Source organism: Streptomyces sp. NBC_00568 (genome assembly GCF_026341855.1).
In the GTDB taxonomy this organism is placed as follows: domain Bacteria; phylum Actinomycetota; class Actinomycetes; order Streptomycetales; family Streptomycetaceae; genus Streptomyces.
This window is the reverse complement of the sequence record NZ_JAPENW010000001.1, coordinates 5637437-5662060: the sequence shown is the minus strand read 5'-3', so window position 1 is coordinate 5662060 and position 24624 is coordinate 5637437. Positions and strand designations below refer to the sequence as shown.

General features: G+C 68.0%; 18 protein-coding genes, 3 rRNA genes and 1 pseudogene. 5 read left to right on the top strand and 17 right to left on the bottom strand.

Going from position 1 to position 24624, the window contains the following annotated elements; genetic code table 11:
* Positions 1-424: 424 nt before the first annotated feature.
* The 5 genes from OOK38_RS24595 to OOK38_RS24575 all read right to left on the bottom strand — a co-directional run bounded on the left by OOK38_RS24595 (position 425) and on the right by OOK38_RS24575 (position 5600).
* Positions 425-1189: a hypothetical protein gene (locus tag OOK38_RS24595; RefSeq protein ID WP_266757114.1), complete on the bottom strand. Its 765-nt coding sequence runs from the start codon at positions 1187-1189 to the stop codon at positions 425-427.
* Between the two features lie 278 nt (positions 1190-1467).
* Positions 1468-3210: a DNA repair protein RecN gene (recN, locus tag OOK38_RS24590; RefSeq protein ID WP_266757116.1), complete on the bottom strand. Its 1743-nt coding sequence runs from the start codon at positions 3208-3210 to the stop codon at positions 1468-1470.
* Between the two features lie 249 nt (positions 3211-3459).
* A complete protein-coding gene (locus OOK38_RS24585) occupies positions 3460-4365 on the bottom strand; it encodes an NAD kinase (RefSeq protein WP_266757118.1) in 906 nt (301 codons plus the stop codon).
* Entirely contained in the window at positions 4362-5177 is an 816-nt protein-coding gene (locus OOK38_RS24580; protein WP_266757120.1) for a TlyA family RNA methyltransferase, read from the bottom strand. The genes OOK38_RS24585 and OOK38_RS24580 overlap by 4 nt, the downstream gene beginning before the upstream one ends.
* A gap of 78 nt (positions 5178-5255) precedes the next feature.
* Positions 5256-5600, bottom strand: a complete 345-nt coding sequence (locus OOK38_RS24575; protein ID WP_266757122.1) for a hypothetical protein — start codon at positions 5598-5600, stop codon at positions 5256-5258.
* 42 nt (positions 5601-5642) lie between these two features.
* Here OOK38_RS24575 and OOK38_RS24570 point away from each other — a divergent pair, with 42 nt between their 5' ends.
* A complete protein-coding gene (locus OOK38_RS24570; protein ID WP_266757123.1) occupies positions 5643-5990 on the top strand; it encodes an SCP2 sterol-binding domain-containing protein in 348 nt (115 codons plus the stop codon).
* Here OOK38_RS24570 and OOK38_RS24565 read toward each other — a convergent pair.
* The 4 genes from OOK38_RS24565 to OOK38_RS24550 all read right to left on the bottom strand — a co-directional run bounded on the left by OOK38_RS24565 (position 5974) and on the right by OOK38_RS24550 (position 10220).
* Positions 5974-6885 (bottom strand): ABC transporter ATP-binding protein, encoded by a 912-nt coding sequence (locus OOK38_RS24565; RefSeq protein WP_266757125.1) that lies wholly within the window; start codon positions 6883-6885, stop codon positions 5974-5976. The two genes, OOK38_RS24570 and OOK38_RS24565, sit on opposite strands and share 17 nt — an antisense overlap.
* Complete coding sequence (locus OOK38_RS24560; protein ID WP_266765618.1) at positions 6882-7907, bottom strand: iron chelate uptake ABC transporter family permease subunit; 1026 nt, start codon at positions 7905-7907, stop codon at positions 6882-6884. The genes OOK38_RS24565 and OOK38_RS24560 overlap by 4 nt, the downstream gene beginning before the upstream one ends.
* 59 nt (positions 7908-7966) lie before the next feature.
* Positions 7967-9010, bottom strand: a complete 1044-nt coding sequence (locus tag OOK38_RS24555) for an iron ABC transporter permease (protein ID WP_266757127.1) — start codon at positions 9008-9010, stop codon at positions 7967-7969.
* Between the two features lie 181 nt (positions 9011-9191).
* Complete coding sequence (locus OOK38_RS24550) at positions 9192-10220, bottom strand: HAD hydrolase-like protein (RefSeq protein ID WP_266757129.1); 1029 nt, start codon at positions 10218-10220, stop codon at positions 9192-9194.
* 72 nt (positions 10221-10292) lie between these two features.
* On the opposite strand from OOK38_RS24550, the gene OOK38_RS24545 reads away from it, so the two are divergent.
* Entirely contained in the window at positions 10293-11585 is a 1293-nt protein-coding gene (locus tag OOK38_RS24545; protein ID WP_266757131.1) for a DUF1015 domain-containing protein, read from the top strand.
* Positions 11586-11672: 87 nt separating this feature from the next.
* Here OOK38_RS24545 and OOK38_RS24540 read toward each other — a convergent pair whose 3' ends face one another.
* From OOK38_RS24540 to OOK38_RS24515, 6 genes and pseudogenes are all read right to left on the bottom strand, one after another.
* Positions 11673-12515 carry a hypothetical protein gene (locus OOK38_RS24540; RefSeq protein ID WP_266765619.1) on the bottom strand — a complete coding sequence of 281 codons (843 nt, stop codon included), beginning with the start codon at positions 12513-12515 and terminating at the stop codon, positions 11673-11675.
* A gap of 882 nt (positions 12516-13397) precedes the next feature.
* A pseudogene (locus OOK38_RS24535) lies at positions 13398-14096 on the bottom strand (hypothetical protein); the annotation flags it as partial.
* A gap of 125 nt (positions 14097-14221) precedes the next feature.
* Positions 14222-14338 (bottom strand): 5S ribosomal RNA (gene rrf / locus OOK38_RS24530).
* 135 nt (positions 14339-14473) lie between these two features.
* A 23S ribosomal RNA gene (locus OOK38_RS24525) occupies positions 14474-17596 on the bottom strand.
* A gap of 314 nt (positions 17597-17910) precedes the next feature.
* Positions 17911-19436, bottom strand: a 16S ribosomal RNA gene (locus tag OOK38_RS24520).
* Together the 16S, 23S and 5S rRNA genes form the textbook arrangement of a ribosomal RNA operon.
* 641 nt (positions 19437-20077) lie before the next feature.
* Entirely contained in the window at positions 20078-20719 is a 642-nt protein-coding gene (locus OOK38_RS24515; protein WP_266757133.1) for a DNA-3-methyladenine glycosylase, read from the bottom strand.
* Between the two features lie 219 nt (positions 20720-20938).
* On the opposite strand from OOK38_RS24515, the gene OOK38_RS24510 reads away from it, so the two are divergent.
* The 3 genes from OOK38_RS24510 (at position 20939) to OOK38_RS24500 (ending at position 22954) form a co-directional block, all read left to right on the top strand.
* On the top strand, positions 20939-21724 hold the full coding sequence (locus tag OOK38_RS24510) for a sporulation protein (RefSeq protein WP_266757135.1): 786 nt from the start codon (positions 20939-20941) through the stop codon (positions 21722-21724).
* A 39-nt stretch (positions 21725-21763) separates the two neighbouring features.
* Positions 21764-22303 carry a YbhB/YbcL family Raf kinase inhibitor-like protein gene (locus OOK38_RS24505; RefSeq protein ID WP_266757137.1) on the top strand — a complete coding sequence of 180 codons (540 nt, stop codon included), beginning with the start codon at positions 21764-21766 and terminating at the stop codon, positions 22301-22303.
* A 144-nt stretch (positions 22304-22447) separates the two neighbouring features.
* Positions 22448-22954, top strand: coding sequence for an HNH endonuclease (locus OOK38_RS24500; RefSeq protein ID WP_266757138.1), 507 nt, complete (start codon positions 22448-22450; stop codon positions 22952-22954).
* Positions 22955-23011: 57 nt separating this feature from the next.
* Here OOK38_RS24500 and OOK38_RS24495 read toward each other — a convergent pair whose 3' ends face one another.
* Both OOK38_RS24495 and OOK38_RS24490 read right to left on the bottom strand, forming a co-directional pair.
* Positions 23012-23971, bottom strand: coding sequence for an SPFH domain-containing protein (locus OOK38_RS24495; RefSeq protein WP_266757140.1), 960 nt, complete (start codon positions 23969-23971; stop codon positions 23012-23014).
* 130 nt (positions 23972-24101) lie between these two features.
* A complete protein-coding gene (locus OOK38_RS24490) occupies positions 24102-24536 on the bottom strand; it encodes an NfeD family protein (RefSeq protein WP_266757142.1) in 435 nt (144 codons plus the stop codon).
* Positions 24537-24624 lie beyond the last annotated feature (88 nt).

Sequence of the window (24624 nt, the reverse complement as noted above, 5' to 3'; positions counted from 1 at the left end):
TGCCCGCGCATCGCGAGCCATTCCAGCCGCCAGGAGCCACCAGCCCAGCCCGAGCCACTCCAGCCGCTAAGAGGCGCCCGCACACCGCGAGCCACCCCAACACCCGAGAGTCACCCGCCCACCGCCAGCCACCCCAACACCCGAGAGTCACCCACCCACCGCCAGCCACCCCAACACCCGAGAGTCACCCACCCAGCCCGAGCCACTCCAACACCCAAGGGGTGCTCGCGCATCGCGAGCCACCCCGGCGCCCGAGAGCCACCCGCTCCACGCAGGCAGCCCCGAACCCCGCGAACCGCCCCCGCATCGCGAGCCACTCCACTGGCCAAGAGACACATGCGCATCGCCGGGCCGTCCCGGCGTCCATGAGGCATCCGCGCTCCGCGGGGCGCATCCCGCATCACCCGGGCGCGTCGCGGTCGCCTCACTCCCCGGCGCGCCCCAACGTCCTCGCCGCTTCGCTGACCTTGTCCCCGAGAACCGTCGCGGCCACCAGCGCCGCCGCGTGGGCGGCGAGCCCCGCCCTCCCGTTGCCCAGGACGACGGCCGTACCCAGTGTCGCGCCCAGCGCGTGCGCGCCCGTGTCACCGATCATCGCGCGCTCGCCCAGGTCGTCGGCGAGAACGGCGGCGACGGCCCCCATCGCCACCGCGGACAGCCGGCCCGCGCGCCCACCGCGCAGCACCCCGGGTGCGCCCAGTGCGAGAACGGCACCGGCGGCCCGCCCCGGCCGCACATCGACCAGGTTGACGAAGTGGGCGGTACCGGCGATCACGACTCCCGCGAGCACCTTGTCGACAGGCCGCTCCTTGAGCACCGCCCCGGCCAACAGCCCCGCCGTCGCGATCCCGAACAACTTGACCGTTCCGCTGGTCACTTCGCCGCCGCGCAGGGCCCCCAGATGCGCCCGGAACCCCCGGCGCGGGTCATCAGCACCGGCGGCATCGTCGTACGCGCCGCACGCGCCGGCGACCGCGACGGCCGCCGCGGCGGCGGGGTGGACCCGTGCCGCTCCGAACGCCGAGCCCAGGGCGGTGGCGGGGCCCGCGTAGAGCCCGACGGTCCGCCCGGCGTAGTTGACGCGGCTCCAACGGGCGGGGCCGCCCGGCGGATCGGACCGCAGGGCCACGAAGCACGCGCGCGTGACCGCGGCAGCGAATCCGAAACTCCGCCCCATACGTATGACCATGCGATCACCCTAAAGGGGCTCAGGGGGCCCGAACCGGCCGCAGGAGCCCCGTCCACGGCCAACCCCGCACCACGCCCCGCCGGAGCGTGGGCCGCGGACCGGGCAGGGCCCGAAGCTACAGAGCCGACTGGACCGGCCCACGGAGCGAGGGGGCTCACCTGCCGGACCGGGGCAGGCCCACCGGCCGGAGAGGTGGAAGGCCCACCCGCCGGAGTAGGGAGACGACCCGGCCCTCGGAGTCGTGCAAGGCCCGCCCCACGGAGGGGCGGACCGCCCCGCTACCCGTCTGAGCGTGCCGTCGCCAGCAGTTCCTCCGCGTGGGCGCGGGCTGTCTCGGAGTCCTCCTGGCCGGCGAGCATCCGGGACAGCTCGCGAATCCGCTCCTCGCCCTCCAGCACCTTCACGCCGGACCGGGTCACCGACCCGTCGTTCGTCTTCTCGACCAGCAGCTGCCGGTCGGCGAACGCGGCCACCTGCGGCAGATGCGTCACGACGACGACCTGCGCGGTCCTGGCGAGCCGCGCCAGCCGTCGCCCGATCTCGACCGCGGCCTTGCCGCCGACCCCGGCGTCGACCTCGTCGAAGAGATACGTCGGCACGGGGTCCGTCCCCGCGAAGACGACCTCCACCGCGAGCATCACCCGCGAGAGTTCACCCCCGGACGCCCCCTTGGCGATGGGCCTCGGCGGCGCTCCGGGGTGCGGGGCGAGCAGCAGCTCCACCTCGTCGACACCGGCCGGGCCGTAGGCCACCGTGCGTCCGCCGACCTCCACCCCCTCCGGGTCGTCGGTCTGCCGGATCTCGAAGGACACGCGCGCGTGCGGCATGGCGAGCGAGGCCAGCTCGGCGGTCACGGCGGCGGCGAACCGCTCGGCCGCCTCCGTACGGGCGTCCGTCAACGCCTGGGCGAGCCCGCCCAGTTCGGCGCGCAGTGCGTCCCGCTCGGCGGTGAGCTCGTCGAGCCGGTCGTCGTCGCCGTCGAGTTCGGTGAGCCGGGCGGTGCTCCGCTCGGCCCAGGCGAGCACGGCGTCGATGTCCTGGCCGTACTTCCGGGTCAGCTGCGTGAGTGCGGCCCGGCGCTCCTCGACGGCCGAGAGCCGCAGCGGGTCGGCGTCGAGGTCGTCGGCGTAGCCCGCGAGTTCCCCTGCCACGTCGCCGAGCAGGATGGCGATCTCCCCGATCCGCCCGGACAGCGTGGCGAGGGCCGAGTCGTGCGACCGCACGGCCTCCAGCGCCCGGTGGGCGCCCGCGACGAGCGTGGCAGCGTCGATGCCCTCCGGGTCCTCGGGATTGCCCGCCAGCGCGGCGTGCGCGGCCGTGGCGGCCGATGCCAGCGCCTCCGCGTGGCCGAGCCGCTCCGCCTCCGCCGCCAGTTCCACGTCCTCGCCCGCGCGCGGCTCAACCGCCGCGACCTCGTCGAGTCCGAAGCGCAGCATGTCGGCTTCCTGGGCCCGTTCCCGCGCGCGCGTGGTGATCTCGTCCAGCTCGGCCGAGATGGCCCGCAGCCGGCGGTGAGCGCCCGCGTACTTGGCGAGCGGCACGGCGACCGCGTCACCCGCGTACCGGTCCAGGGCCTGCCGCTGCCGGGACAGCTTGAGCAGCCCCTGCTGGTCGGTCTGGCCGTGCACGGCGACGAGCTCGTCGGCGAGTTCGGCGAGCACGCCCACCGGTACCGAACGCCCGCCCAGATGGGCCCGTGAGCGCCCCTCCGCCGAAACGGTACGGCTGATCAGCAGCGCACCGTCGTCGAGCTCGGCACCGGCCTCCTCCGCCCGTACGACGGCCGTCCCGCCCGCGGGTACGGTGATCCGCCCCTCCACGACCGCGCTCTTGGCGCCGATCCGTACGAGGGCCGGGTCCGCGCGCCCGCCCAGCAGCAGCCCGAGGCTGGTGACCACCATCGTCTTGCCCGCACCGGTCTCACCGGTCACGGCGGTGAAGCCGGGTGACAGCTCGACGACCGCGTCGTCGATGACTCCGAGCGACCGTATCCGCATCTCCTCCAACACGCCCCCGACCATACGAGGTTTTCCCAGCCCCGTGCGACGCCGCCCCCCGCAAAGAGAACCGAGCGTTACCTTCCGGGGGTGGTTTCGTTCGCCGGTTCTTCCCGAGCGCGCGGAGATCGACCGGTCGGTCCCGGCGTGGCGGAGTGCGCCATTGAGGTGTGGGCCATGGAGGTGTCGGCCGTGGAGGTGTGATCGGGCGCGTCGGTCACCGCCCGCGCTGGGCGGCCCGGCCCCGGGCGGAACCCGGGGCCGGGCGCACGACTAGTGCGGCGCCCCGCGCCACCCGGAGACCGGCAGCGCGAACTTGGCGACGAGCCGGTCGGTGAAGGACGCGTGGTGCAGCCGGGCCAGCCGCACGGGCACGGCCCCGCGCCGCACCTCGACCCGCGCGCCGGGCGGCAGCTCCACCGTCCGCCGGCCGTCGCACCACAGCACGCCCGGCGGAACGTGCGGCAGCACCTCCACGGCGAGCACCGAGTCCGGTGAGGTCACCAGCGGCTTGGCGAACAGGGCGTGCGCGCTGATCGGCACCATCAGCAGCGCCTCGACCTCGGGCCAGACCACGGGCCCGCCCGCGGAGAAGGCGTACGCCGTCGACCCGGTCGGGGTCGCGCAGACGATCCCGTCGCAGCCGAACCCGGTGACCGGGCGCCCGTCGATCTCCAGCACCACTTCGAGGAGCTTCTCGGCGGACACCTTCTGCACGGCCGCCTCGTTCAGCGCCCAGTCGGTGTGCACGATGTCGCCGTTGCGGTGCACGACCACGTCGACGGTCATGCGTTCCTCGACCTCGTACGCCTTGGTGACGACCCGGTCGACGACCTTGTCCAGGTCGTCGCGCTCGGCCTCGGCGAGGAAGCCGACCCGTCCGAGGTTGACGCCGAGCATCGGCACCCCGGAGGCGCGGGCGAACTCGGCGCCGCGCAGCAGTGTTCCGTCACCGCCGAGGACGATGAGCAGCTCACAGCCGTCGAGGCACTGCGGAGTGGCCTCCTGGACCAGCTCCACCTCGGCCGGCAGCGGCAGATCGGCCGCCTCGGCCGCGAGGACCCTTACGCCGATCCCGGAACGCAGCAGCCCCTGGACGACCAGCTCGGCGCTGCGGATGGCTGCCGGCCGCCCGGTGTGGGCCAGCAGGAAAACAGTACGAGCTCGGGTCTGTGTCAACGCGGCCCCTCCGCCACTGCACGGTCAACGTCGGCCGGGTCGAGTTCGGGCGCCCCGGCACTCAGCCACAGAAAGTACTCGACATTGCCCGAGGGTCCGGGCAACGGACTTGCGGTCACGCCCTTCACTCCGAGCCCCAGTTCGTGGGCTCGCCCCGCCACGCCGCGCACGGCCTCGGCACGCAGCTCCGGGCTGCGCACGACACCACCGCTGCCCAGCCGGTCCTTCCCCACCTCGAACTGTGGCTTGACCATCATCACCAGATCGGCATCCGGCGCCGCGCACCGCACAAGGGCGGGCAGCACCAGTCCGAGCGGGATGAAGGACAGATCCCCGACAACAAGGTCCACGGACTCCCCATCGATCGCCTCCAACGTCAACTCGCGTACGTTCGTACGGTCCTTGACGGTGACGCGTTCATCGCTCTGAAGAGACCAGGCGAGTTGTCCGTAACCGACGTCGACGGCGACGACATGGGAGACGCCCGCGCGCAGCAGGACGTCGGTGAAGCCGCCGGTGGACGCGCCGGCGTCCAGCGCCCGCCGTCCCTCGACCTTCAGCCCCTCGGGCACGAAGGCGGCGAGGGCTCCGGCGAGCTTGTGTCCACCGCGCGAGACGTAGTCGGGGTCGCTGTCGTCCTTGCTGACCACGATCGCCGCGGCGGTCTCGACCTGCGTGGCGGGCTTGGTCGCGAGGGTCTTGCCCACGCTGACCCTGCCCGCGGCGATCAGCTGTCCGGCGTGCTCGCGCGATCGGGCGAGTTTCCGGCGGACCAGCTCGGCGTCGAGGCGGCGGCGTGCCACTCCTGCCACGTTCGGTTCAGCTCCTGCGGTCGTACGGCGATGGAAGGGGGTGCCCCCGGAGGATCTCCGGGTGTGCCCCGAAGGATCTCATTGAGGGCCGGCTGTCGGGTGGGGGGCACCACCCAGCGGGGGCCGGGGAAGGGCGGGAGCCGGAGGTCCCTGGCGGACGTCCAGCGCGGTGAGCTCGTCGCGCAGCCCCCGGTGCACATCCTCGTACACCTCGACGTGTCCGTCCGTGGCGAGGTGGTCGGCGTCGGCCAGCCGGTCGAGCCGGGCGTCGACGTCGGCGTTGCCCGTGGGGACCCGCGGGACGTTCAGCGGGGCCGGTGCCGCGGGGTCGTACGCGGGTTCCGGTCCCGCTTCGGCGGGCACGCCGGGTTCCGCCGCCGGCACGGCCAGCGGGACCTCTCCCTCGGGAACTGAGTCGCTCATGCCCCGACGCTACCGCGAAGGGCTGCGGTACCGTCGATCACGATGGCGACGATTGAGGAGTGCCGCACCGCACTCGACAAGCTTTCGGACAACATGGCGAGCGCCGAAGGGGACGTACGCACCGCTGCGGCCCTGGACCGCTCGCTGAGCTGCCGTATCACCGACCTGGACATCACCTTCGTGGGCCGTCTCAAGCACGGCCGGATCGAGGTGCTCGACACGCTCCAGGGCCCGCCCCCCGACAAGGCCCAGATCCGTCTCACCATGAACGGCGACGACCTGGTGTCGATGGTGAACGGCGAACTGAACTTCGCGAAGGCCTGGGGCTCGGGCCGGGTGAAGCTGGAGGCGAGCCTGCGCGACCTCTTCCGGCTCAGGACCCTTCTGTAGCGGCCGCGACGGCGCGGACCCGTGCCCTGCGTGCCGCGGGCACCACGAGCGGCGTCCCCGTCTCCGGGTCGTCGATGACCTGGCAGCGCAGCCCGAAGACCTCCTCGACCAGGCCGGCCGTGACGATGTCGTTCGGCGCGCCCTCGGCGATGATCTCGCCGCCGCGCAGGGCGATCAGGTGGGTGGCGTAGCGGGCCGCGTGGTTGAGATCGTGCAGAACGGCGACCAGGGTGCGGCCCTGCGTCTCGTGCAGCTCGGCACACAGGTCGAGGACGTCGATCTGGTGCTGGATGTCGAGGTAGGTCGTCGGCTCGTCCAGGAGGAGCAGCGGGGTCTGCTGCGCGAGCGCCATCGCGATCCACACGCGCTGGCGCTGACCGCCCGACAATTCGTCGACATAGCGATCGGCGAGGTCGGCGACCCCGGTCGAGGCCATCGACTCCTGGACCACCCGCTCGTCCTCCGCCGACCACTGGCGCAGCAGGCCCTGGTGCGGGTAGCGGCCCCGGCCGACCAGATCGCCGACCGTGATCCCGTCCGGCGCGATCGACGACTGCGGCAGCAGCCCGAGGGTGCGCGCCACCTTCTTCGCGGGCATCGACTGGATGGCCTGTCCGTCGAGCAGCACACGCCCCTCGGAGGGCTTCAGCATGCGTGAAAGGGCGCGCAGCAGCGTGGACTTGCCGCAGGCGTTCGGACCGACGATCACCGTGAAGGAGTTGTCGGGAATCTCCACCGACAGCTTCTCCGCGATGACGCGCTGGTCGTAGCCGAGGGTGACGTTGTCGGCGGACAGGCGGTTCACAGTGCTCCTTTGGATGTTCTCGTGCGCCTGGTCGTTCGCACGCGCCGCGTTCTTCGCCCCGCTCACGGCCGGGTTCGCCGGGCCGCTCATATCCGGCCCGCCTTGCGCTCGGTGACCAGCAGCCACAGCAGATAGACGCCGCCGAGGACTCCGGTCACGACACCGACGGGCAGCTGGTCGGCGCCGAAGGCCCGCTGCGAGGCCCAGTCCGCGACGATGAGCAGGGTCGCGCCCATGCACATCGACGGCACCAGGTTCGGCCCGGGCGACCGGGTGAGCCGCCGGGCCAGCTGCGGCGAGGTGAGCGCCACGAAACCGACCGGTCCCGCGGCGGCCGTGGCACCGGCGGTGAGCAGGACGGCGGCCACCATCAGCAGCAGCCGGGTCCGCTCGACGCGCACGCCGAGGGCGTACGACACGTCGTCGCCCATCTCCATCATCCGCAGCCCGCGCGCGTTGCCGAGGACGAGCGGGACGAGGACGGCGCACATGATGAGCAGCGGCCAGACCTGCGCCCAGTCGCGGCCGTTGAGGGAGCCGGTCATCCAGACGACGGCGCGGGTCGCGTCGACGATGTCGGCCTTGGTGAGGAGATAGCCGTTGACCGCCGTGACGATCGCGGAGACACCGATGCCGACCAGGACCAGACGGTAGCCGTGCACTCCCCGCTTCCACGCGAGCAGATAGATGGCGAGCCCGGTCACGAGTCCGCCGACGAGCGCGCCGAGGGCGACCTCGGTCGCGCTGCCCGAGAACAGCACGATCATGATGAGGGCGCCGGCCGTGGAACCCTGTCCGAGCCCGAGCACGTCCGGGCTGCCCAGCGGATTGCGGGAGATGGACTGGAAGAGCGCTCCGCCCAGTCCGAGCGAGGCCCCCACCAGCAGCCCGACGAGAACACGGGGCAGCCGCAGGTCGTTGACGATGAACTCCTGGCTCGCGCTGCCGTCGCCGGCCAGGGTCTTGAGCACGTCGCCGGCCGGGATCGGGAAGTCGCCGGTGCCGATGAGCACCACGCTCGCGGTGGCCGCGGCCACCAGCAGCAGCACGACCACGATGAACGTCCGGACGTCGAGGCGGACGGACAGCCCGCCACTGCGGACGACCCGCAGGCGGCGTGTGGGAAGGGTCCGGCCACGGGGGGCGCGGACACTTCGGATACGTGGGGTCGTCACAGCTGCGCCGTCCTCCGTCGCCGTACGAGAAAGATGAAGACCGGACCGCCGAGGACCGCGGTGACGATGCCGACCTGAAGCTCCGCCGGCCGGGCGATCATCCGCCCGAGAACATCGGCGCCGAGGAGCAGCACGGGCGACAGGACGGTGGCGTACGGGAGGATCCACCGCAGGTCGGGACCGGTGAAGGACCGCACCACGTGCGGGACCATCAGCCCGACGAACACGATCGGTCCGCAGGCTGCGGTCGCGGCCCCGCACAGCACGGTCGCGGCGGCCATGGACAGCGCTCGGGTGCGATTCAGGTTGGCGCCGAGCGCGCGGGCGGTGTCGTCACCCATGGCCACGGCGTTCAGGGGCCGGGCGAGTGCCAGCGCGAGAAGGGTGCCGACGGCGAGGAAGGGTGCTACCTGTTCGATCGTCGAGTCGGTCGCCGAGGCGAGCGAACCGACCGTCCAGAAGCGCATCTTGCCCAGCGCCGCGTCATCCATGATCATCACGGCCTGCAGATAGCCGTAGAGCGCGGCGCTGACGGCGGTTCCGGCCAGCGCGAGCCGCACCGGCGTCGCGCCCCGGCTGCCGCCCAGGAACCAGACCAGCGCGCCGACCGCCGCCGCCCCGACGAAGGCGAACCAGACGTAGCCGCTCAGCGACGTGACACCGAAGTAGGTGATCGCGGTGACGACCGCGGCGGACGCGCCCGCGTTGATCCCGAGCAGCCCGGGATCGGCCAGCGGATTGCGGGTGAGTGCCTGGAGGACGGCACCGGACAGCCCGAGCGCGGCGCCGACCAGCAGCCCGAGGACGGTGCGGGAGATCCGGTCACCGACCACGACGTCGGAGTATGTCCCCGAGTCGTGGAACAGGCCGTGCCACACCTGGTCCAAGGGCAGCGCTTTCGCCCCGATCGCGATGCTCGCCACCGCGACGAGCAGCAGGACACCCACCGAGACGAGGAGCCCAAGGGTCCGTATCGCCCGGCGGTTCGGGGGCGCGGGGGCGGTCTCCGCGCGCTGTTCAGGAGGACTGTCGACCAACACGAGGTTAGGTTAGCCTAGCCTCGCATCAGCTCCGGATGCGCCCTACACACCCAGCCCGCCACCGCCGCCCAGGTCAGCACCACTTCGGGCCGAGATCCGACCGCCCCGAGAGCAACGGCCAAGCCGGTGCCCGCAGTCGGCCCGGTCGGACCCGCGTCGACGTCCTCGGCCCCGCCGGCGCCTAGAGTCCCAGCCGCGCCAGCGCCTTCCCCCCGTCCAGCTCGCAACTGCCCTCACCCGCGGCCGTCCAGGCCGCCGCGCACAGGGCCCGCAGACCATCGAGAGCCTCGCCCTCGCCCGCCAGCTCGAGCTCCTCACTCCCCGCCGTCGCCGTGAAGCCGCCACAGCGGAACCCGTCGCCCGCCTCGACCACCTCGGGCTGCCCGGTGAGCATCCCGCGCAGATCGGCGTCGACATACGTCGGCCGGTGCTGCGGAGGCGCGGCGAGAAGCTGCGCGCCGTCCGTCACGCCGGTGAGGACCAGCAGCGAGTCCACCTCTCCGTTGAACGCGCCCTCGATGTCGGTGTCCAGCCGGTCGCCGACCACCAGCGGCCGCTCGGCCCCGGTCCGCAGAATCGTCTCGCGGTGCATCGGGGGCAACGGCTTGCCCGCCACCTGCGGATCGCCGCCCGTGGCGATCCGCACGACCTCCACCGCCGCGCCGTTCCCGGGCGCGATCCCGCGCGCGCCAGGAATCGTCAGATCGGTGTTGGACGCGAACCAGGGCACCCCCCGCGCGATGGCGTAGCACGCCTCCGCGAAGCGCGACCAGGTCAGATCGGGACCGCCGTACCCCTGCACGACCGCCACGGGCTCGTCGTCCGCCGAGTCGACCGGCTCCAGCCCGCGCTCACGGAGCGCGACCCGCAGCCCCTCACCGCCGATGACCAGCACACGCGCCCCCGCGGGCACCTGTTCGCTGATGAGCCGGGCCACGGCCTGCGCCGAGGTGATGACGTCCGAGGCCACCGTCGGTATGCCCAGCGCCGTGAGATGCTCGGCCACCGCGTCCGGGGTGCGCAGCGCGTTGTTGGTGACGTACGCGAGGTGCATGCCGCCCGCGCGCGCCGTCCCGAGGGACTCCACGGCGTACGCGATGGCGTTACCGCCCGCGTACACCACCCCGTCCAGATCCAGCAGCGCGGTGTCGTACGCCTCGCTCAGGGCCTGGCCACTGCCTTCTGGCCGCGTCCTGACGATCCGGCTCATTGCACATCGCTCCTCGTTCGATCCCTTTGCCCCGATCATCGCGCATGCCACTGACACACTTACGATGCCCCAATGAACTATGCAGGTCCCGAGGAGGAAACACCGGCAGGGAGCGGCCTCGAACTCACCCCGTTCCGAGGCCTGCGCTACGACCCCGACCGGGTCGGCAGCCTGGCCGCCGTGACATCCCCGCCGTACGACGTCGTCGTGCGGCCCGACGGACTGCTCGAGCTCGAATCGGCCGACCCGTACAACATCGTCCGGCTGATCCTCCCGCAGGACGGCACCCCCGCCGCGCGCAACCAGCAGGCCGCCGACACACTGCGCCTGTGGCTGTCCGAGGGCGTCCTGACGACCGATCCCGAGCCGGGTCTGTACGTGTACGAACAGCGCGACGGCGACCTGCTGCAACGGGGCGTGATCGGCACCCTGCGCCTGTCCGAGCCGGCCGACGGCGTCGTCCTTCCGCACGAGGACGTGATGCCCCACGTCATCGCGGACCGCGCGGCCCTGATGCGCGCCACGTCGGCCAACCTCGAACCCCTGCTGCTGACCTACCGCGGCAACGGCTCCGGGTTCGGTACGGCCGCCGTCATCGAACGCACCGCCACCCGCCCTCCGCTGCTGTCCACCACCACCGAGGACGGCATCAGCCACCGCCTGTGGGCGGTCACGGATCCGGCGGAGCTCACGGAGATCCGGACAGATCTCGGCCGGCACCAGGCCCTGATCGCCGACGGCCATCACCGCTGGGCCACCTACCTACGTCTACGCGCGGAGCACCCCTCGCCCAGCCCCTGGGACTACGGACTGGTCCTCCTGGTGGACACCGCTCGCTACCCGCTGCGCGTCCGGGCCATCCACCGCCTGCTGCACCGCCTGCCGGTCGCCGAGGCGCTGGCCGCCCTCGGGGACTCCTTCCGGGTGCGCCACCTCGACGTGCCTCTCGCGGAGGCACTGGAGGCCCTCTCCGCGGCGGCCGCCGAGGGGAACGCCTTCCTCCTCGCCGGCGACGGCTCCTTCCACCTCGTCGACCGCCCGTCGCCGGAGCTCCTCGCCCGTACGATCCCGGCCGACCGCCCGGAGGCCTGGCGCACCCTGGACGCCACGGTTTTGCACGCCGTACTCCTCGACCATGTGTGGCGCATCCCTGAGGACTCCCCCGCGCACATCGCGTACATCCACGACACGTCCGCCACGGTCGAGAAGGCGGAACACGACGGGGGCACGGCCGTCCTGATGCACCCGGTCCACGAGGAGGTCGTACGCGATCTCGCCCGCCAGGGCGTCACGATGCCGCGCAAGTCGACGTCCTTCGGCCCGAAACCGGCGTCGGGACTGGTCCTGCGGGCACTCACTCCCTGAAGCGTCGCAAGCCGCGGAAACGCCACGTGGGCGGCGGGTCACCTTCCGGTGTCCCGCCGCCCACGTGTTCAGCCGCAGTACCCGGCGTCAGCTCTCGGAACGGTGAGGAGCGTCGTCCTCGCTGTCGCCCCTGTCGTCCTCGTCCTCGAGGTCGTCGTCCTCGTCCTCGTCCTCGAGGTCGTCGACGTCGTCCGAGATCCCGTCCGTGGTCACGGACTCGATCTCGTCGTCCTCGTCCTCGTCCTCGGCGCGGACCTCGGTCTCGGCCTTGGGCTCGGTAACCCGCCCGGTCTCGCCCTCGTCCTCGTCCTCGACGAGCGCGTCGACGAACTCGACGCCGTCCAACTCGGCGAGCCGGTCGGAGGCATCGGTGCTGCCGTCCTTGTCGGACTCGACGGTCTTGGCGAACCACTCGCGTGCCTCGCCCTCACGCCCGGCGGCGAGGAGCGCGTCGGCGTAGGCGTACCGCAGTCGCGCGGTCCAGGGCTGGACGGAGTTCGAGGCGAGCTCCGGGCTCTGCAGGGTGACGATGGCGGCTTCCAACTGATCCATGTCACGCCGGGCACCGGCCGCCACGAGCCGCATCTCGACCTGGCTCGCCTTGTCCAGCTTCTGCACCTCGGGCGCCCCGGCCATCTCCAGCGCCTTCTCGGGCCGGCCGAGACCACGCTCGCAGTCCGCCATGACGGGCCACAGCTCGACACCGCCGGTCATCCGGCGCGCGGCACGGAACTCGGCGAGCGCCTCGCTGTACTTCTGGTTCGCGTACGCGGCGAACCCGGCCGCCTCACGCACGGCGGCGACACGCGACGCCAGCCGCAGGGCGATCCTCGAGTACGCGTAGGCGGCCTCGGGGTCCTCGTCGATGAGACGGGCAACCATCACCAGGTTGCGGGAGACATCCTCGGCAAGGCCCTTGGGCAGGCTCATGAGCTCCTGCCGTACGTCCTTGTCGATCTCCTCGCCCGTGACGTCGTCCGGGATCGGCAGCCGCTTGATCGGCTCACGGTCCCGGTCCCGCTCGTCGCGGAAACGGCCGCCACCGCGCCGGTCGTCGCCCCCGCGGTCGTCACGACCACGGAAGCCACCGGGGCGCCCTCCCCTGTCGTCGCGGCGGGGTCCACCGCGGCCACGGTCGTCGTGTCCTCGGTCGTCACGGCCACGGAAGCCGCCACCGCCGCCGCCACGGTTGTCGTCACGGCGGTCGTCTCGGCGGAAGGGGGGACGGTCGCCGTCCCTGCGCTCGTCACGACGGAAGTCGCCACCGGCACGGTTGTCGTCACGGCGGAACCCACCGCGGTCATCGTCGCGACGCGGGCTGCTGGGCCGGTCGTCGCGACGGAAGCCACCACGATCGTCGCCGCCACGGTCGTCACGACGGAACCCACCGCCGCTACCGCCACCACTGCGGCTGTCATCGCGACGGAACCCGCCACGGTCGCCACCAGCGCTGCCACGGTCGTCGCGACGGAAGCCGCCGCCACTGCCGCCACCACGGCTGTCATCGCGGCGGAACCCGCCACGGTCGTCGTCGCGACGCGGGCTGCTGGGCCGGTCGTCGCGACGGAAGCCACCACGATCGTCGCCGCCACGGTCGTCACGACGGAACCCACCGCCGCTACCGCCACCACGGCTGTCATCACGGCGGAACCCACCGCCGCTACCGCCACCACGGCTGTCGTCGCGACGGAACCCACCGCCGCTGCCACCACCACGGCTGTCATCACGACGGAACCCACCGCCGCTGCCACCACCACTGCGGTTGTCATCGCGGCGGAACCCGCCACGGTCGTCATCGCGACGCGGGCTGCTGGGCCGGTCGTCACGACGGAACCCACCGCCGCTACCGCCACCACGGTTGTCATCGCGACGGAACCCACCGCCGCTGCCACCACCACGGTTGTCATCGCGACGGAACCCACCGCCGCTGCCACCACCACGGCTGTCATCACGACGGAACCCGCCACGGTCACCGGCACCGCTGCCACGGTCGTCACGACGGAACCCGCCGCCACTACCGCCACCGCGGTTGTCATCGCGGCGGAAGCCGCCACCGCCACCACGGTTGTCATCGCGACGGTCGTCACGGCGGAATCCACCGCGGTCGTCGTCACGGCGCGGGCTGCTGGGCCGGTCGTCACGGTTGAAGGCCGGCCGGTCGCCGTCCCGGCGGACACCACGGTCACGGTCATCGCGACGCGGGCCGGCCGGACGGTCGTCACGACGCGGTCCTCCGGTCGGACGGTCGTCACGACGGAACGGCGGGCGGCTGCCACTGCCGCCGCCACGGTTGTCGTCACGGCGGAAGCCGCCACCGCCACCGCGGTTGTCATCACGGCGGCTGTTGTCATCACGACGGAAGCCACCGCGGTCACCGCCGCGATCGTCACGCCGGCCGGAGCCGCCGCGGTCGTTGTCACGGCGCGGGCCCCCGCGGTTGTCACCGCGGTCACCACTGTCACGACGGCGCTGGTCGCGCTCCGGTCGCTCGTCGGGAGAGTTGGTGGACATGGGTGACTCCTGTCATCGGTACCGCAAGTCATTCTCGCGCAGCCGGGTACCCGGCGCGCTTCGGAAAAACAAAAAAGGACCCCTGGTTCCAGCGAGTCGCTGGGACCAGGGGTCCTCCAAAGATTGTTCGGCGGCGTCCTACTCTCCCACAGGGTCCCCCCTGCAGTACCATCGGCGCTGTGAGGCTTAGCTTCCGGGTTCGGAATGTAACCGGGCGTTTCCCTCACGCTATGACCACCGAAACCCTGTCAGACACCTCGTCAAAACGAGGCCTCGAACGGGCAGCGAACAAGCACACTTTTCAATTAAGTAAGTGGAACTGTTCAGCCAGCACAACCGTTCGTTGTCTGGGAACTACACAGTGGACGCGAGCAACTGAGGACAAGCCCTCGGCCTATTAGTACCAGTCACCTCCAGCGGTTGCCCGCCTTCCAGATCTGGCCTATCAACCCAGTCGTCTACTGGGAGCCTTAACCCCTCAAGGGGGTGGGAATACTCATCTCGAAGCAGGCTTCCCGCTTAGATGCTTTCAGCGGTTATCCCTCCCGAACGTAGCCAACCAGCCATGCCCTTGGCAGGACAACTGGCACACCAGAGGTTCGTCCGTCCCGGTCCTCTCGTACTAGGGACAGCCCTTCTCAATATTCCTACGCGCACAGCGGATAGGGACCGAACTGTCTCACGACGTTCTAAACCCAGCTCGCGTACCGCTTTAATGGGCGAACAGCCCAACCCTTGGGACCGACTCCAGCCCCAGGATGCGACGAGCCGACATCGAGGTGCCAAACCATCCCGTCGATATGGACTCTTGGGGAAGATCAGCCTGTTATCCCCGGGGTACCTTTTATCCGTTGAGCGACGGCGCTTCCACAAGCCACCGCCGGATCACTAGTCCCGACTTTCGTCCCTGCTCGACCCGTCGGTCTCACAGTCAAGCTCCCTTGTGCACTTACACTCAACACCTGATTACCAACCAGGCTGAGGGAACCTTTGGGCGCCTCCGTTACTCTTTAGGAGGCAACCGCCCCAGTTAAACTACCCATCAGACACTGTCCCTGATCCGGATCACGGACCCAGGTTAGACATCCAGCACGACCAGAGTGGTATTTCAACGGCGACTCCACCATGGCTGGCGCCATGACTTCAAAGTCTCCCACCTATCCTACACAAGCCGAACCGAACACCAATATCAAACTGTAGTAAAGGTCCCGGGGTCTTTCCGTCCTGCTGCGCGAAACGAGCATCTTTACTCGTAGTGCAATTTCACCGGGCCTATGGTTGAGACAGTCGAGAAGTCGTTACGCCATTCGTGCAGGTCGGAACTTACCCGACAAGGAATTTCGCTACCTTAGGATGGTTATAGTTACCACCGCCGTTTACTGGCGCTTAAGTTCTCAGCTTCGCCACCCCGAAGAGTGACTAACCGGTCCCCTTAACGTTCCAGCACCGGGCAGGCGTCAGTCCGTATACATCGCCTTACGGCTTCGCACGGACCTGTGTTTTTAGTAAACAGTCGCTTCTCGCTGGTCTCTGCGGCCACCCCCAGCTCACCGAGTAAATCGGATCACCAGTGATGGCCCCCCTTCTCCCGAAGTTACGGGGGCATTTTGCCGAGTTCCTTAACCATAGTTCACCCGAACGCCTCGGTATTCTCTACCTGACCACCTGAGTCGGTTTAGGGTACGGGCCGCCATGAAACTCGCTAGAGGCTTTTCTCGACAGCATAGGATCATCCACTTCACCACAATCGGCTCGGCATCAGGTCTCAGCCTCAATGTGTGACGGATTTGCCTATCACACGGCCTACACCCTTACCCCGGGACAACCACCGCCCGGGATGGACTACCTTCCTGCGTCACCCCATCACTCACCTACTGCAGGTCTGGTCCGTCGGCTCCACCACTCCCCTTTGCCCGAAGGCTCCGGGGCGGCTTCACGGACTTAGCATCGCCTGGTTCAATGTTTGACGCTTCACAGCGGGTACCGGAATATCAACCGGTTATCCATCGACTACGCCTGTCGGCCTCGCCTTAGGTCCCGACTTACCCTGGGCAGATCAGCTTGACCCAGGAACCCTTAGTCAATCGGCGCACACGTTTCTCACGTGTGTATCGCTACTCATGCCTGCATTCTCACTCGTGAACCGTCCACCACTGCCTTCCGGCGCGGCTTCACCCGGCACACGACGCTCCCCTACCCATCACAGCGGGCGTTGGCCCTATTGCTGCAATGACACGACTTCGGCGGTACGCTTGAGCCCCGCTACATTGTCGGCGCGGAATCACTAGACCAGTGAGCTATTACGCACTCTTTCAAGGGTGGCTGCTTCTAAGCCAACCTCCTGGTTGTCTGTGCGACTCCACATCCTTTCCCACTTAGCGTACGCTTAGGGGCCTTAGTCGATGCTCTGGGCTGTTTCCCTCTCGACCATGGAGCTTATCCCCCACAGTCTCACTGCCGCGCTCTCACTTACCGGCATTCGGAGTTTGGCTAAGGTCAGTAACCCGGTAGGGCCCATCGCCTATCCAGTGCTCTACCTCCGGCAAGAAACACACGACGCTGCACCTAAATGCATTTCGGGGAGAACCAGCTATCACGGAGTTTGATTGGCCTTTCACCCCTAACCACAGGTCATCCCCCAGGTTTTCAACCCTGGTGGGTTCGGTCCTCCACGACCTCTTACAGCCGCTTCAACCTGCCCATGGCTAGATCACTCCGCTTCGGGTCTTGAGCGCGCTACTGAATCGCCCTATTCGGACTCGCTTTCGCTACGGCTTCCCCACACGGGTTAACCTCGCAACGCACCGCAAACTCGCAGGCTCATTCTTCAAAAGGCACGCAGTCACGACGCACTGAGTAAACTCAATGCGCGACGCTCCCACGGCTTGTAGGCACACGGTTTCAGGTACTATTTCACTCCGCTCCCGCGGTACTTTTCACCATTCCCTCACGGTACTATCCGCTATCGGTCACCAGGGAATATTTAGGCTTAGCGGGTGGTCCCGCCAGATTCACACGGGATTTCTCGGGCCCCGTGCTACTTGGGTGTCTCTCAAACGAGCCGTTGATGTTTCGACTACGGGGGTCTTACCCTCTACGCCGGACCTTTCGCATGTCCTTCGCCTACATCAACGGTTTCTGACTCGCCTCACAGCCGGCAGACTGTGAAAGAGAGATCCCACAACCCCTTGCATGCAACCCCTGCCGGGTCTCACACATACAAGGTTTGGCCTCATCCGGTTTCGCTCGCCACTACTCCCGGAATCACGGTTGTTTTCTCTTCCTGCGGGTACTGAGATGTTTCACTTCCCCGCGTTCCCTCCACTTGCCCTATGTGTTCAGGCAAGGGTGACAGCCCATGACGACTGCCGGGTTTCCCCATTCGGAAACCCCCGGATCAAAGCCTGGTTGACGGCTCCCCGGGGACTATCGTGGCCTCCCACGTCCTTCATCGGTTCCTGGTGCCAAGGCATCCACCGTGCGCCCTTAAAAACTTGGCCACAGATGCTCGCGTCCACTGTGCAGTTCTCAAACAACGACCAACCACCCATCACCCCGAACCAGTAGTTCGAGTGCACTGGGGCCGGCACTGAAGGCAGCCTCTCGGCCGTACCTTCAGACACCCAACAGCGTGCCCGACACCCTTACCGCTTCCCTCATTCTTTCCACGCCCCGAAGAGCAGTACTGGAAGGAGAAGACAGTCAAGAGTGCCGAATAATCAACGTTCCACCCATGAGCAACCACCGTCGAACGTGTGCCGACGTAATGGCCCTGGACCACCAGGCAATGCCTGGCGGCCTAGATGCTCCTTAGAAAGGAGGTGATCCAGCCGCACCTTCCGGTACGGCTACCTTGTTACGACTTCGTCCCAATCGCCAGTCCCACCTTCGACAGCTCCCTCCCACAAGGGGTTGGGCCACCGGCTTCGGGTGTTACCGACTTTCGTGACGTGACGGGCGGTGTGTACAAGGCCCGGGAACGTATTCACCGCAGCAATGCTGATCTGCGATTACTAGCAACTCCGACTTCATGGGGTCGAGTTGCAGACCCCAATCCGAACTGAGACAGGCTTTTTGAGATTCGCTCCGCCTCACGGCTTCGCAGCTCTTTGTACCTGCCATTGTAGCACGTGTGCAGCCCAAGACATAAGGGGCATGATGACTTGACGTCGTCCCCACCTTCCTCCGAGTTGACCCCGGCAGTCTCCTGTGAGTCCCCATCACCCCGAAGGGCATGCTGGCAACACAGAACAAGGGTTGCGCTCGTTGCGGGACTTAACCCAACATCTCACGACACGAGCTGACGACAGCCATGCACCACCTGTACACCGACCACAAGGGGGGCACTATCTCTAATGCTTTCCGGTGTATGTCAAGCCTTGGTAAGGTTCTTCGCGTTGCGTCGAATTAAGCCACATGCTCCGCTGCTTGTGCGGGCCCCCGTCAATTCCTTTGAGTTTTAGCCTTGCGGCCGTACTCCCCAGGCGGGGAACTTAATGCGTTAGCTGCGGCACCGACGACGTGGAATGTCGCCAACACCTAGTTCCCACCGTTTACGGCGTGGACTACCAGGGTATCTAATCCTGTTCGCTCCCCACGCTTTCGCTCCTCAGCGTCAGTAATGGCCCAGAGATCCGCCTTCGCCACCGGTGTTCCTCCTGATATCTGCGCATTTCACCGCTACACCAGGAATTCCGATCTCCCCTACCACACTCTAGCCTGCCCGTATCGACTGCAGACCCGGGGTTAAGCCCCGGGCTTTCACAACCGACGTGACAAGCCGCCTACGAGCTCTTTACGCCCAATAATTCCGGACAACGCTTGCGCCCTACGTATTACCGCGGCTGCTGGCACGTAGTTAGCCGGCGCTTCTTCTGCAGGTACCGTCACTTTCGCTTCTTCCCTGCTGAAAGAGGTTTACAACCCGAAGGCCGTCATCCCTCACGCGGCGTCGCTGCATCAGGCTTTCGCCCATTGTGCAATATTCCCCACTGCTGCCTCCCGTAGGAGTCTGGGCCGTGTCTCAGTCCCAGTGTGGCCGGTCGCCCTCTCAGGCCGGCTACCCGTCGTCGCCTTGGTGAGCCACTACCTCACCAACAAGCTGATAGGCCGCGGGCTCATCCTTCACCGCCGGAGCTTTTAACCCCCGCCCATGCAGGCAGGAGTGTTATCCGGTATTAGACCCCGTTTCCAGGGCTTGTCCCAGAGTGAAGGGCAGATTGCCCACGTGTTACTCACCCGTTCGCCACTAATCCACCCCGAAGGGCTTCATCGTTCGACTTGCATGTGTTAAGCACGCCGCCAGCGTTCGTCCTGAGCCAGGATCAAACTCTCCGTGAATGTTTACCGGTAATCCGGTGGAACACCACGAGAGCGGAACAACCGGTCGGAATAGGACCGGTCGTTCACAGCGTCCTCGCTGATGCGCCTACCAGGCAGTGCCCGGCAGGACTTTTTCAAAGGAACCTCGTCCCGACCGATCGGCCGGAGACGGGGTATCAACAAATCTGGCGTTGATTTTTGGCACGCTGTTGAGTTCTCAAGGAACGGACGCTTCCTTTGTACTCACCCTCTCGGGCTTTCCTCCGGGCGCTTCCCTTCGGTCTTGCGTTTCCGACTCTATCAGACCGTTTCCGTATCCGATTTCCTCGGTGCTTTCCAGGTTCCCGCTTCCGCGTTTCCCTTTCCGGCGAGTCCGACTCTATCAGATCCTTTCGGGCCTGACTCCCAGTCAGCGGGGCTTGTCTTCGGGCCTTTAGCGCTTTCGCGTTTCGCGGCCTTTCGACATTCACTACGTTAGCCGATTCCCTCGGCGACTCATAATCGAGTTCCGCGGGTTCGAATTCAGGCATGCAGGCACGCCGAATAAGCCCCCGCTGTGGGGAAGTGGTAGGTAGTGGGTTGGCCGCTCTCGGCTGCTGGCTGAACGCCGTAACCGGTTCAAGCGGCTCGGGCTACATTACGGATCCCCCAGGGGCGAGTCAAGTTGAGCGGCGGCGGGGCGCATGGGCTCGATAGGGGCTCACGGTGGGGTCGTTGGCGACCCAGAAACGCCAGGGGTGGACGCCTCCGTCGCCGGAGACTCCGGTGCGTGGTCCGTTGCGTACCTGGTCGGAGGGGACAGCCGTACCCCTGAGCAGGGTCAGGGGCGAGCCCTGGGGGCCGCAGGCGTCCACGCCGTCGAGCGACCGGTCCACCCCGAGTGCCGTCGCGAGGCGCGCCGGCCCTTTGGCCAGTTCCTTGTCATTTCGGGCCGAGAGTCGACGTTTGCGGGCGAGGTCAGTGCCCTCGGTGACCTCGCCCGCCCGGAGCAGGACTCCGCTGGGCCTGCCTTCCGGACCGCACACCAGGTTCATGCAGTGCCACATGCCGTAGGTGAAGTAGACGTACACATGACCGGGCGGGCCGAACATCACGCCGTTGCGGGCCGTGCGGCCTCGGTAGGCGTGCGAACCGGGGTCATCGGGACCGTCGTAGGCCTCGACCTCCGTGAGCCGCAGTTCGATCGGACCGTCCGGGGTGGCACGTACGAGGACACGCCCCAGGAGGTCGGGGGCGACCTCCAGCACGGGGCGGTCGAAGAAGTCCCGCGTCAGGGGCGTACGGTCAGGGGCCGCGATCATGGCGTACGAGCGTAGTCCAGCCGTCCCGCCGCTGCGGAGGAGTCCGGAGCGGTACGGAGCAGTCCGGACGGATGCTTGTCGGTGGGGTGGTCAGGCGTCCTCTCCCTTGTAAAGGTGAGGACGCGGAACCGGTCGGGGCCGGATCGCGTTTGTAGGGATCAAGGGATCCATACGGACACAGGACGGAACAGGCGTTTCGCCTGGGGAGGAAGTGACGACATGGGGTTCAAGCGGCTGCTTGCGAGCATGGGGGCCGGTGGGGCTTCGGTCGAGACGGTGCTGACCGAGGCCAACACCGTTCCGGGCGGCGTCGTCCAGGGTGAGGTACGGATCCAGGGCGGTTCGGTCAACCAGTCGATCGAGGGTCTGTCGGTCGGTCTGCAGGCCAAGGTCGAGGTCGAGGGACACGACGACCAGGAGTACAAGCAGGACATCGAGTTCACGAAGCTGCGGCTCGGCGGGGCCTTCGAGCTGCAGGCCGGTGCCGTGCACTCGGTCCCGTTCGGGCTCGAGATTCCGTGGGAGACGCCGATCACCACGATCGACGGGCAGAGCCTGCGGGGCATGAACATCGGGGTGACCACCGAGCTGGAGATCGCCCGCGCGATCGACTCGGGTGACCTCGACCCGATCAATGTGCACCCGCTGCCGGCGCAGAAGGCGATTCTCGACGCCTTCATCCAGCTGGGCTTCCGCTTCAAGAACGCGGACATGGAGCGCGGCCAGATCCGGGGCACGCGTCAGCGGCTGCCGTTCTACCAGGAGATCGAGTTCTACCCGCCGTCGCAGTACCGCGGGCTGAACCAGGTGGAGCTGAGCTTCGTCGCGGACGACCGTGCGATGGACGTCATCCTGGAGATGGACAAGAAGCCGGGCCTCTTCAGTGAGGGCAGCGACTCGTTCCGTTCCTTCCAGGTGGGTCTGCACGACTTCCAGGGCACGGACTGGGCCGCCTACCTGAACCAGTGGCTGTCGGAGGTCGGCAGCAAGCGCAGCTGGTTCTAGGCTCGGAGCAGAGATTCCGCCGTTCCAGGAGGTACTGACGTGACCGAGCTCAAGAGGCCGCCGCTCCCGCACGACTTCCATCCGCCGGTGCCGGCGTTCACGGTCACCAGTGAGGACGTCGAGCCGGGCGCGGTACTGAAGGATGCTCAGGTCCACGCGGCCGGGAACACCTCCCCGCAGCTGAGCTGGGAGGGTTTCCCGCCGGAGACCAAGAGCTTCGCCGTGACGTGCTTCGATCCGGACGCCCCGACGGGCAGCGGATTCTGGCACTGGGTCGCGTTCGACATCCCGGCTTCGGTGACGGAGCTGCCGACGGGCGCGGGCAGCGGCAAGTTCGAGGGTCTGCCCGACGGTGCCGTCCAGGTGCGCAACGACTACGGGTCCCGGGACTTCGGCGGCGCCGCGCCGCCGGCCGGGGATCCCGCGCACCGGTACGTCTTCACGGTGTACGCCGTGGACCAGGAGAAGCTCGGCCCCGACGCCGATGTCTCTCCCGCCGTGGTCGGCTTCAATCTGCGGTTCCACACGCTGGCGCGCGCCCAGCTGATCGGCGAGTACGCGGCTCCCGCGGAAGACTGACGTTCACAGAACGTTTGCCCGCCTCTGGTCTTGGAAGTGATCAGGGGCGGGCATTTTTTATTGCGTTGTCCATCTCGGCGTGCCCGGCCAAAGTTGATCCCAGCCCGCCGTTGAGTGGGCCGGTGCGCATAGGAGGTGGGCTGGATGCGGGACACGCTGGTACTGAACGCGAGCTTTGAGCCGCTGTCGACGGTGACGTTGAACCGAGCCGTCGTTCTGGTGCTGACGGACAAGGCCGTCGTCGAGCAGGCCCACCCCGAACTGCGCATGCGCGGAGCCGCCCTGGACATACCCGTGCCCCGGGTGATCAGGCTCTGCCGCTACGTCCGGGTGCCGTTTCGAAGACAAGCGCCGTGGTCGAGGCGAGGGGTGCTGGTACGTGACCGGCACCGGTGCGCCTACTGCGGACGCCGGGCCACGACCGTGGACCACGTGGTCCCGCGTGCCCAGGGCGGTCAGGACTCGTGGCTGAACACGGTGGCCTCCTGCGCGGAGGACAATCACCGTAAGGCGGACCGTACTCCGGAGCAGGCTCAAATGCCGTTGCTGCGGCAGCCGTTCGAGCCGACGCCCGCGGACGCCATGCTGCTGGCCCTCGGCCAGGACGACTTCGACGCGCTGCCGGGGTGGCTGGCCCAGCCGGCGGCGTAGCCCGTACGACGACGGGGCCCACCTCCCGCGGGAGGTGGGCCCCGTCGTCGTACGGCGTCAGTCCGTGATGGAGGGCTTCTCGCGGCGCTCCTTGCCGCCGCCGGAGTCGCCGGAGGAACCTCGGTTGCCCGAACCTCCGCCCAGCCCGCCGAAGTTGCCCATGGCACCGCTCAGGCCCTTGAGGGCGTCGCCGATCTCGCTGGGCACGATCCAGAGCTTGTTGGCGTCGCCCTCGGCGATCTTCGGGAGCATCTGGAGGTACTGGTAGGAGAGGAGTTTCTGGTCCGGGTCTCCGGCGTGGATGGCCTCGAAGACCGTACGGACGGCCTGCGCCTCGCCCTCGGCGCGCAGGGCCGCGGCCTTGGCCTCACCTTCGGCGCGGAGGATCGCGGACTGCTTCTCGCCCTCGGCGGTGAGGATCTGCGACTGGCGGATGCCTTCCGCGGTGAGGATGGCGGCGCGCTTGTCGCGGTCGGCGCGCATCTGCTTCTCCATCGAGTCCTGGATGGAGGTGGGCGGTTCGATCGCCTTGAGTTCGACGCGGTTGACGCGGATGCCCCACTTGCCGGTGGCTTCGTCGAGGACTCCGCGCAGGGCCGCGTTGATCTCCTCGCGGGAGGTCAGGGTCCGCTCCAGGTCCATGCCGCCGATGATGTTGCGGAGGGTGGTGACGGTGAGCTGCTCGATCGCCTGGATGTAGCTGGCGACCTCGTACGTCGCGGCTCGCGCGTCGGTGACCTGGTAGTAGATGACGGTGTCGATGTTGACCACCAGGTTGTCCTGGGTGATCACCGGCTGGGGCGGGAACGGGACGACCTGTTCACGCAGGTCGATGCGGTTGCGGATCGAGTCTATGAACGGGACGACGATGTTCAGGCCGGCGTTCAGTGTCCGCGTGTAGCGGCCGAAGCGCTCGACGATGGCCGCGCTGGCCTGTGGGATGACCTGGATGGTCTTGATCAGGGCGATGAAGACCAACACCACCAGAATGATCAGGACGATGATGATCGGTTCCATCGATGCTCCCCGTACCCTTCTCCACTCGGTAATTCCGAAAGATCTTATGGCAGTTGAAGATCTTGCTGGACGAGTGTGACAGAACGTCGTCTGCCACGTGGGGCGTTCGGTTCACTTGCGTTGTACGAGGTCACATGACGATCGCCGTGGCTCCCTCGATATCCACGACGTCCACTTCCTGGCCCACCTCGTAGGCCTGTCCGGCGTCGAGGGAGCGCGCCGACCAGATCTCTCCGCCGAGCTTGATGCGGCCATCGCCCGAACTGTCCACACGTTCCAGGACGATGGCCTGCTTGCCCTTCAACGCCTCCACGCCGGTGGCGAGTTGAGGGCGTTGTGCGCTGTGCCGGGCGGCGATGGGGCGTACGACGGCGATGAGCGCGACCGACACGGCCACGAAGACCAGGACTTGAATGACGACACCGCCGCCGAGACCCGCGGCGACCGCGGCCGCGACGGCGCCCACGGAGAGCATGCCGAACTCCGGCATCGCGGTCACCACGAGCGGAATGCCGAGTCCGGCCGCCCCGATCAGCCACCACACCCATGCGTCGATGTCGTTCACATGGTCATGGTAGGACCGCGCTCCCCCGGCGGACAGAGCGCGCGATCAAGTCGGGTACGCCGGGTGAGGGGTGTGCGTCCGCGTGCGG

Excerpts from the sequence above, each read along its gene's own strand:
- OOK38_RS24500 (WP_266757138.1), top strand. The coding sequence starts at position 22,448 with ATGCGGGACACGCTGGTACTGAACGCGAGCTTTGAGCCGCTGTCGACG.
- OOK38_RS24515 (WP_266757133.1), bottom strand. The coding sequence starts at position 20,719 with ATGATCGCGGCCCCTGACCGTACGCCCCTGACGCGGGACTTCTTCGAC.
- OOK38_RS24510 (WP_266757135.1), top strand. The coding sequence starts at position 20,939 with ATGGGGTTCAAGCGGCTGCTTGCGAGCATGGGGGCCGGTGGGGCTTCG.
- OOK38_RS24565 (WP_266757125.1), bottom strand. The coding sequence starts at position 6,885 with ATGAGCGGCCCGGCGAACCCGGCCGTGAGCGGGGCGAAGAACGCGGCG.
- OOK38_RS24570 (WP_266757123.1), top strand. The coding sequence starts at position 5,643 with ATGGCGACGATTGAGGAGTGCCGCACCGCACTCGACAAGCTTTCGGAC.
- recN (WP_266757116.1), bottom strand. The coding sequence starts at position 3,210 with ATGGTCGGGGGCGTGTTGGAGGAGATGCGGATACGGTCGCTCGGAGTC.
- OOK38_RS24545 (WP_266757131.1), top strand. The coding sequence starts at position 10,293 with ATGAACTATGCAGGTCCCGAGGAGGAAACACCGGCAGGGAGCGGCCTC.
- OOK38_RS24550 (WP_266757129.1), bottom strand. The coding sequence starts at position 10,220 with ATGAGCCGGATCGTCAGGACGCGGCCAGAAGGCAGTGGCCAGGCCCTG.
- OOK38_RS24575 (WP_266757122.1), bottom strand. The coding sequence starts at position 5,600 with ATGAGCGACTCAGTTCCCGAGGGAGAGGTCCCGCTGGCCGTGCCGGCG.
- OOK38_RS24540 (WP_266765619.1), bottom strand. The coding sequence starts at position 12,515 with ATGAGCCTGCCCAAGGGCCTTGCCGAGGATGTCTCCCGCAACCTGGTG.
- OOK38_RS24495 (WP_266757140.1), bottom strand. The coding sequence starts at position 23,971 with ATGGAACCGATCATCATCGTCCTGATCATTCTGGTGGTGTTGGTCTTC.
- OOK38_RS24595 (WP_266757114.1), bottom strand. The coding sequence starts at position 1,189 with ATGGTCATACGTATGGGGCGGAGTTTCGGATTCGCTGCCGCGGTCACG.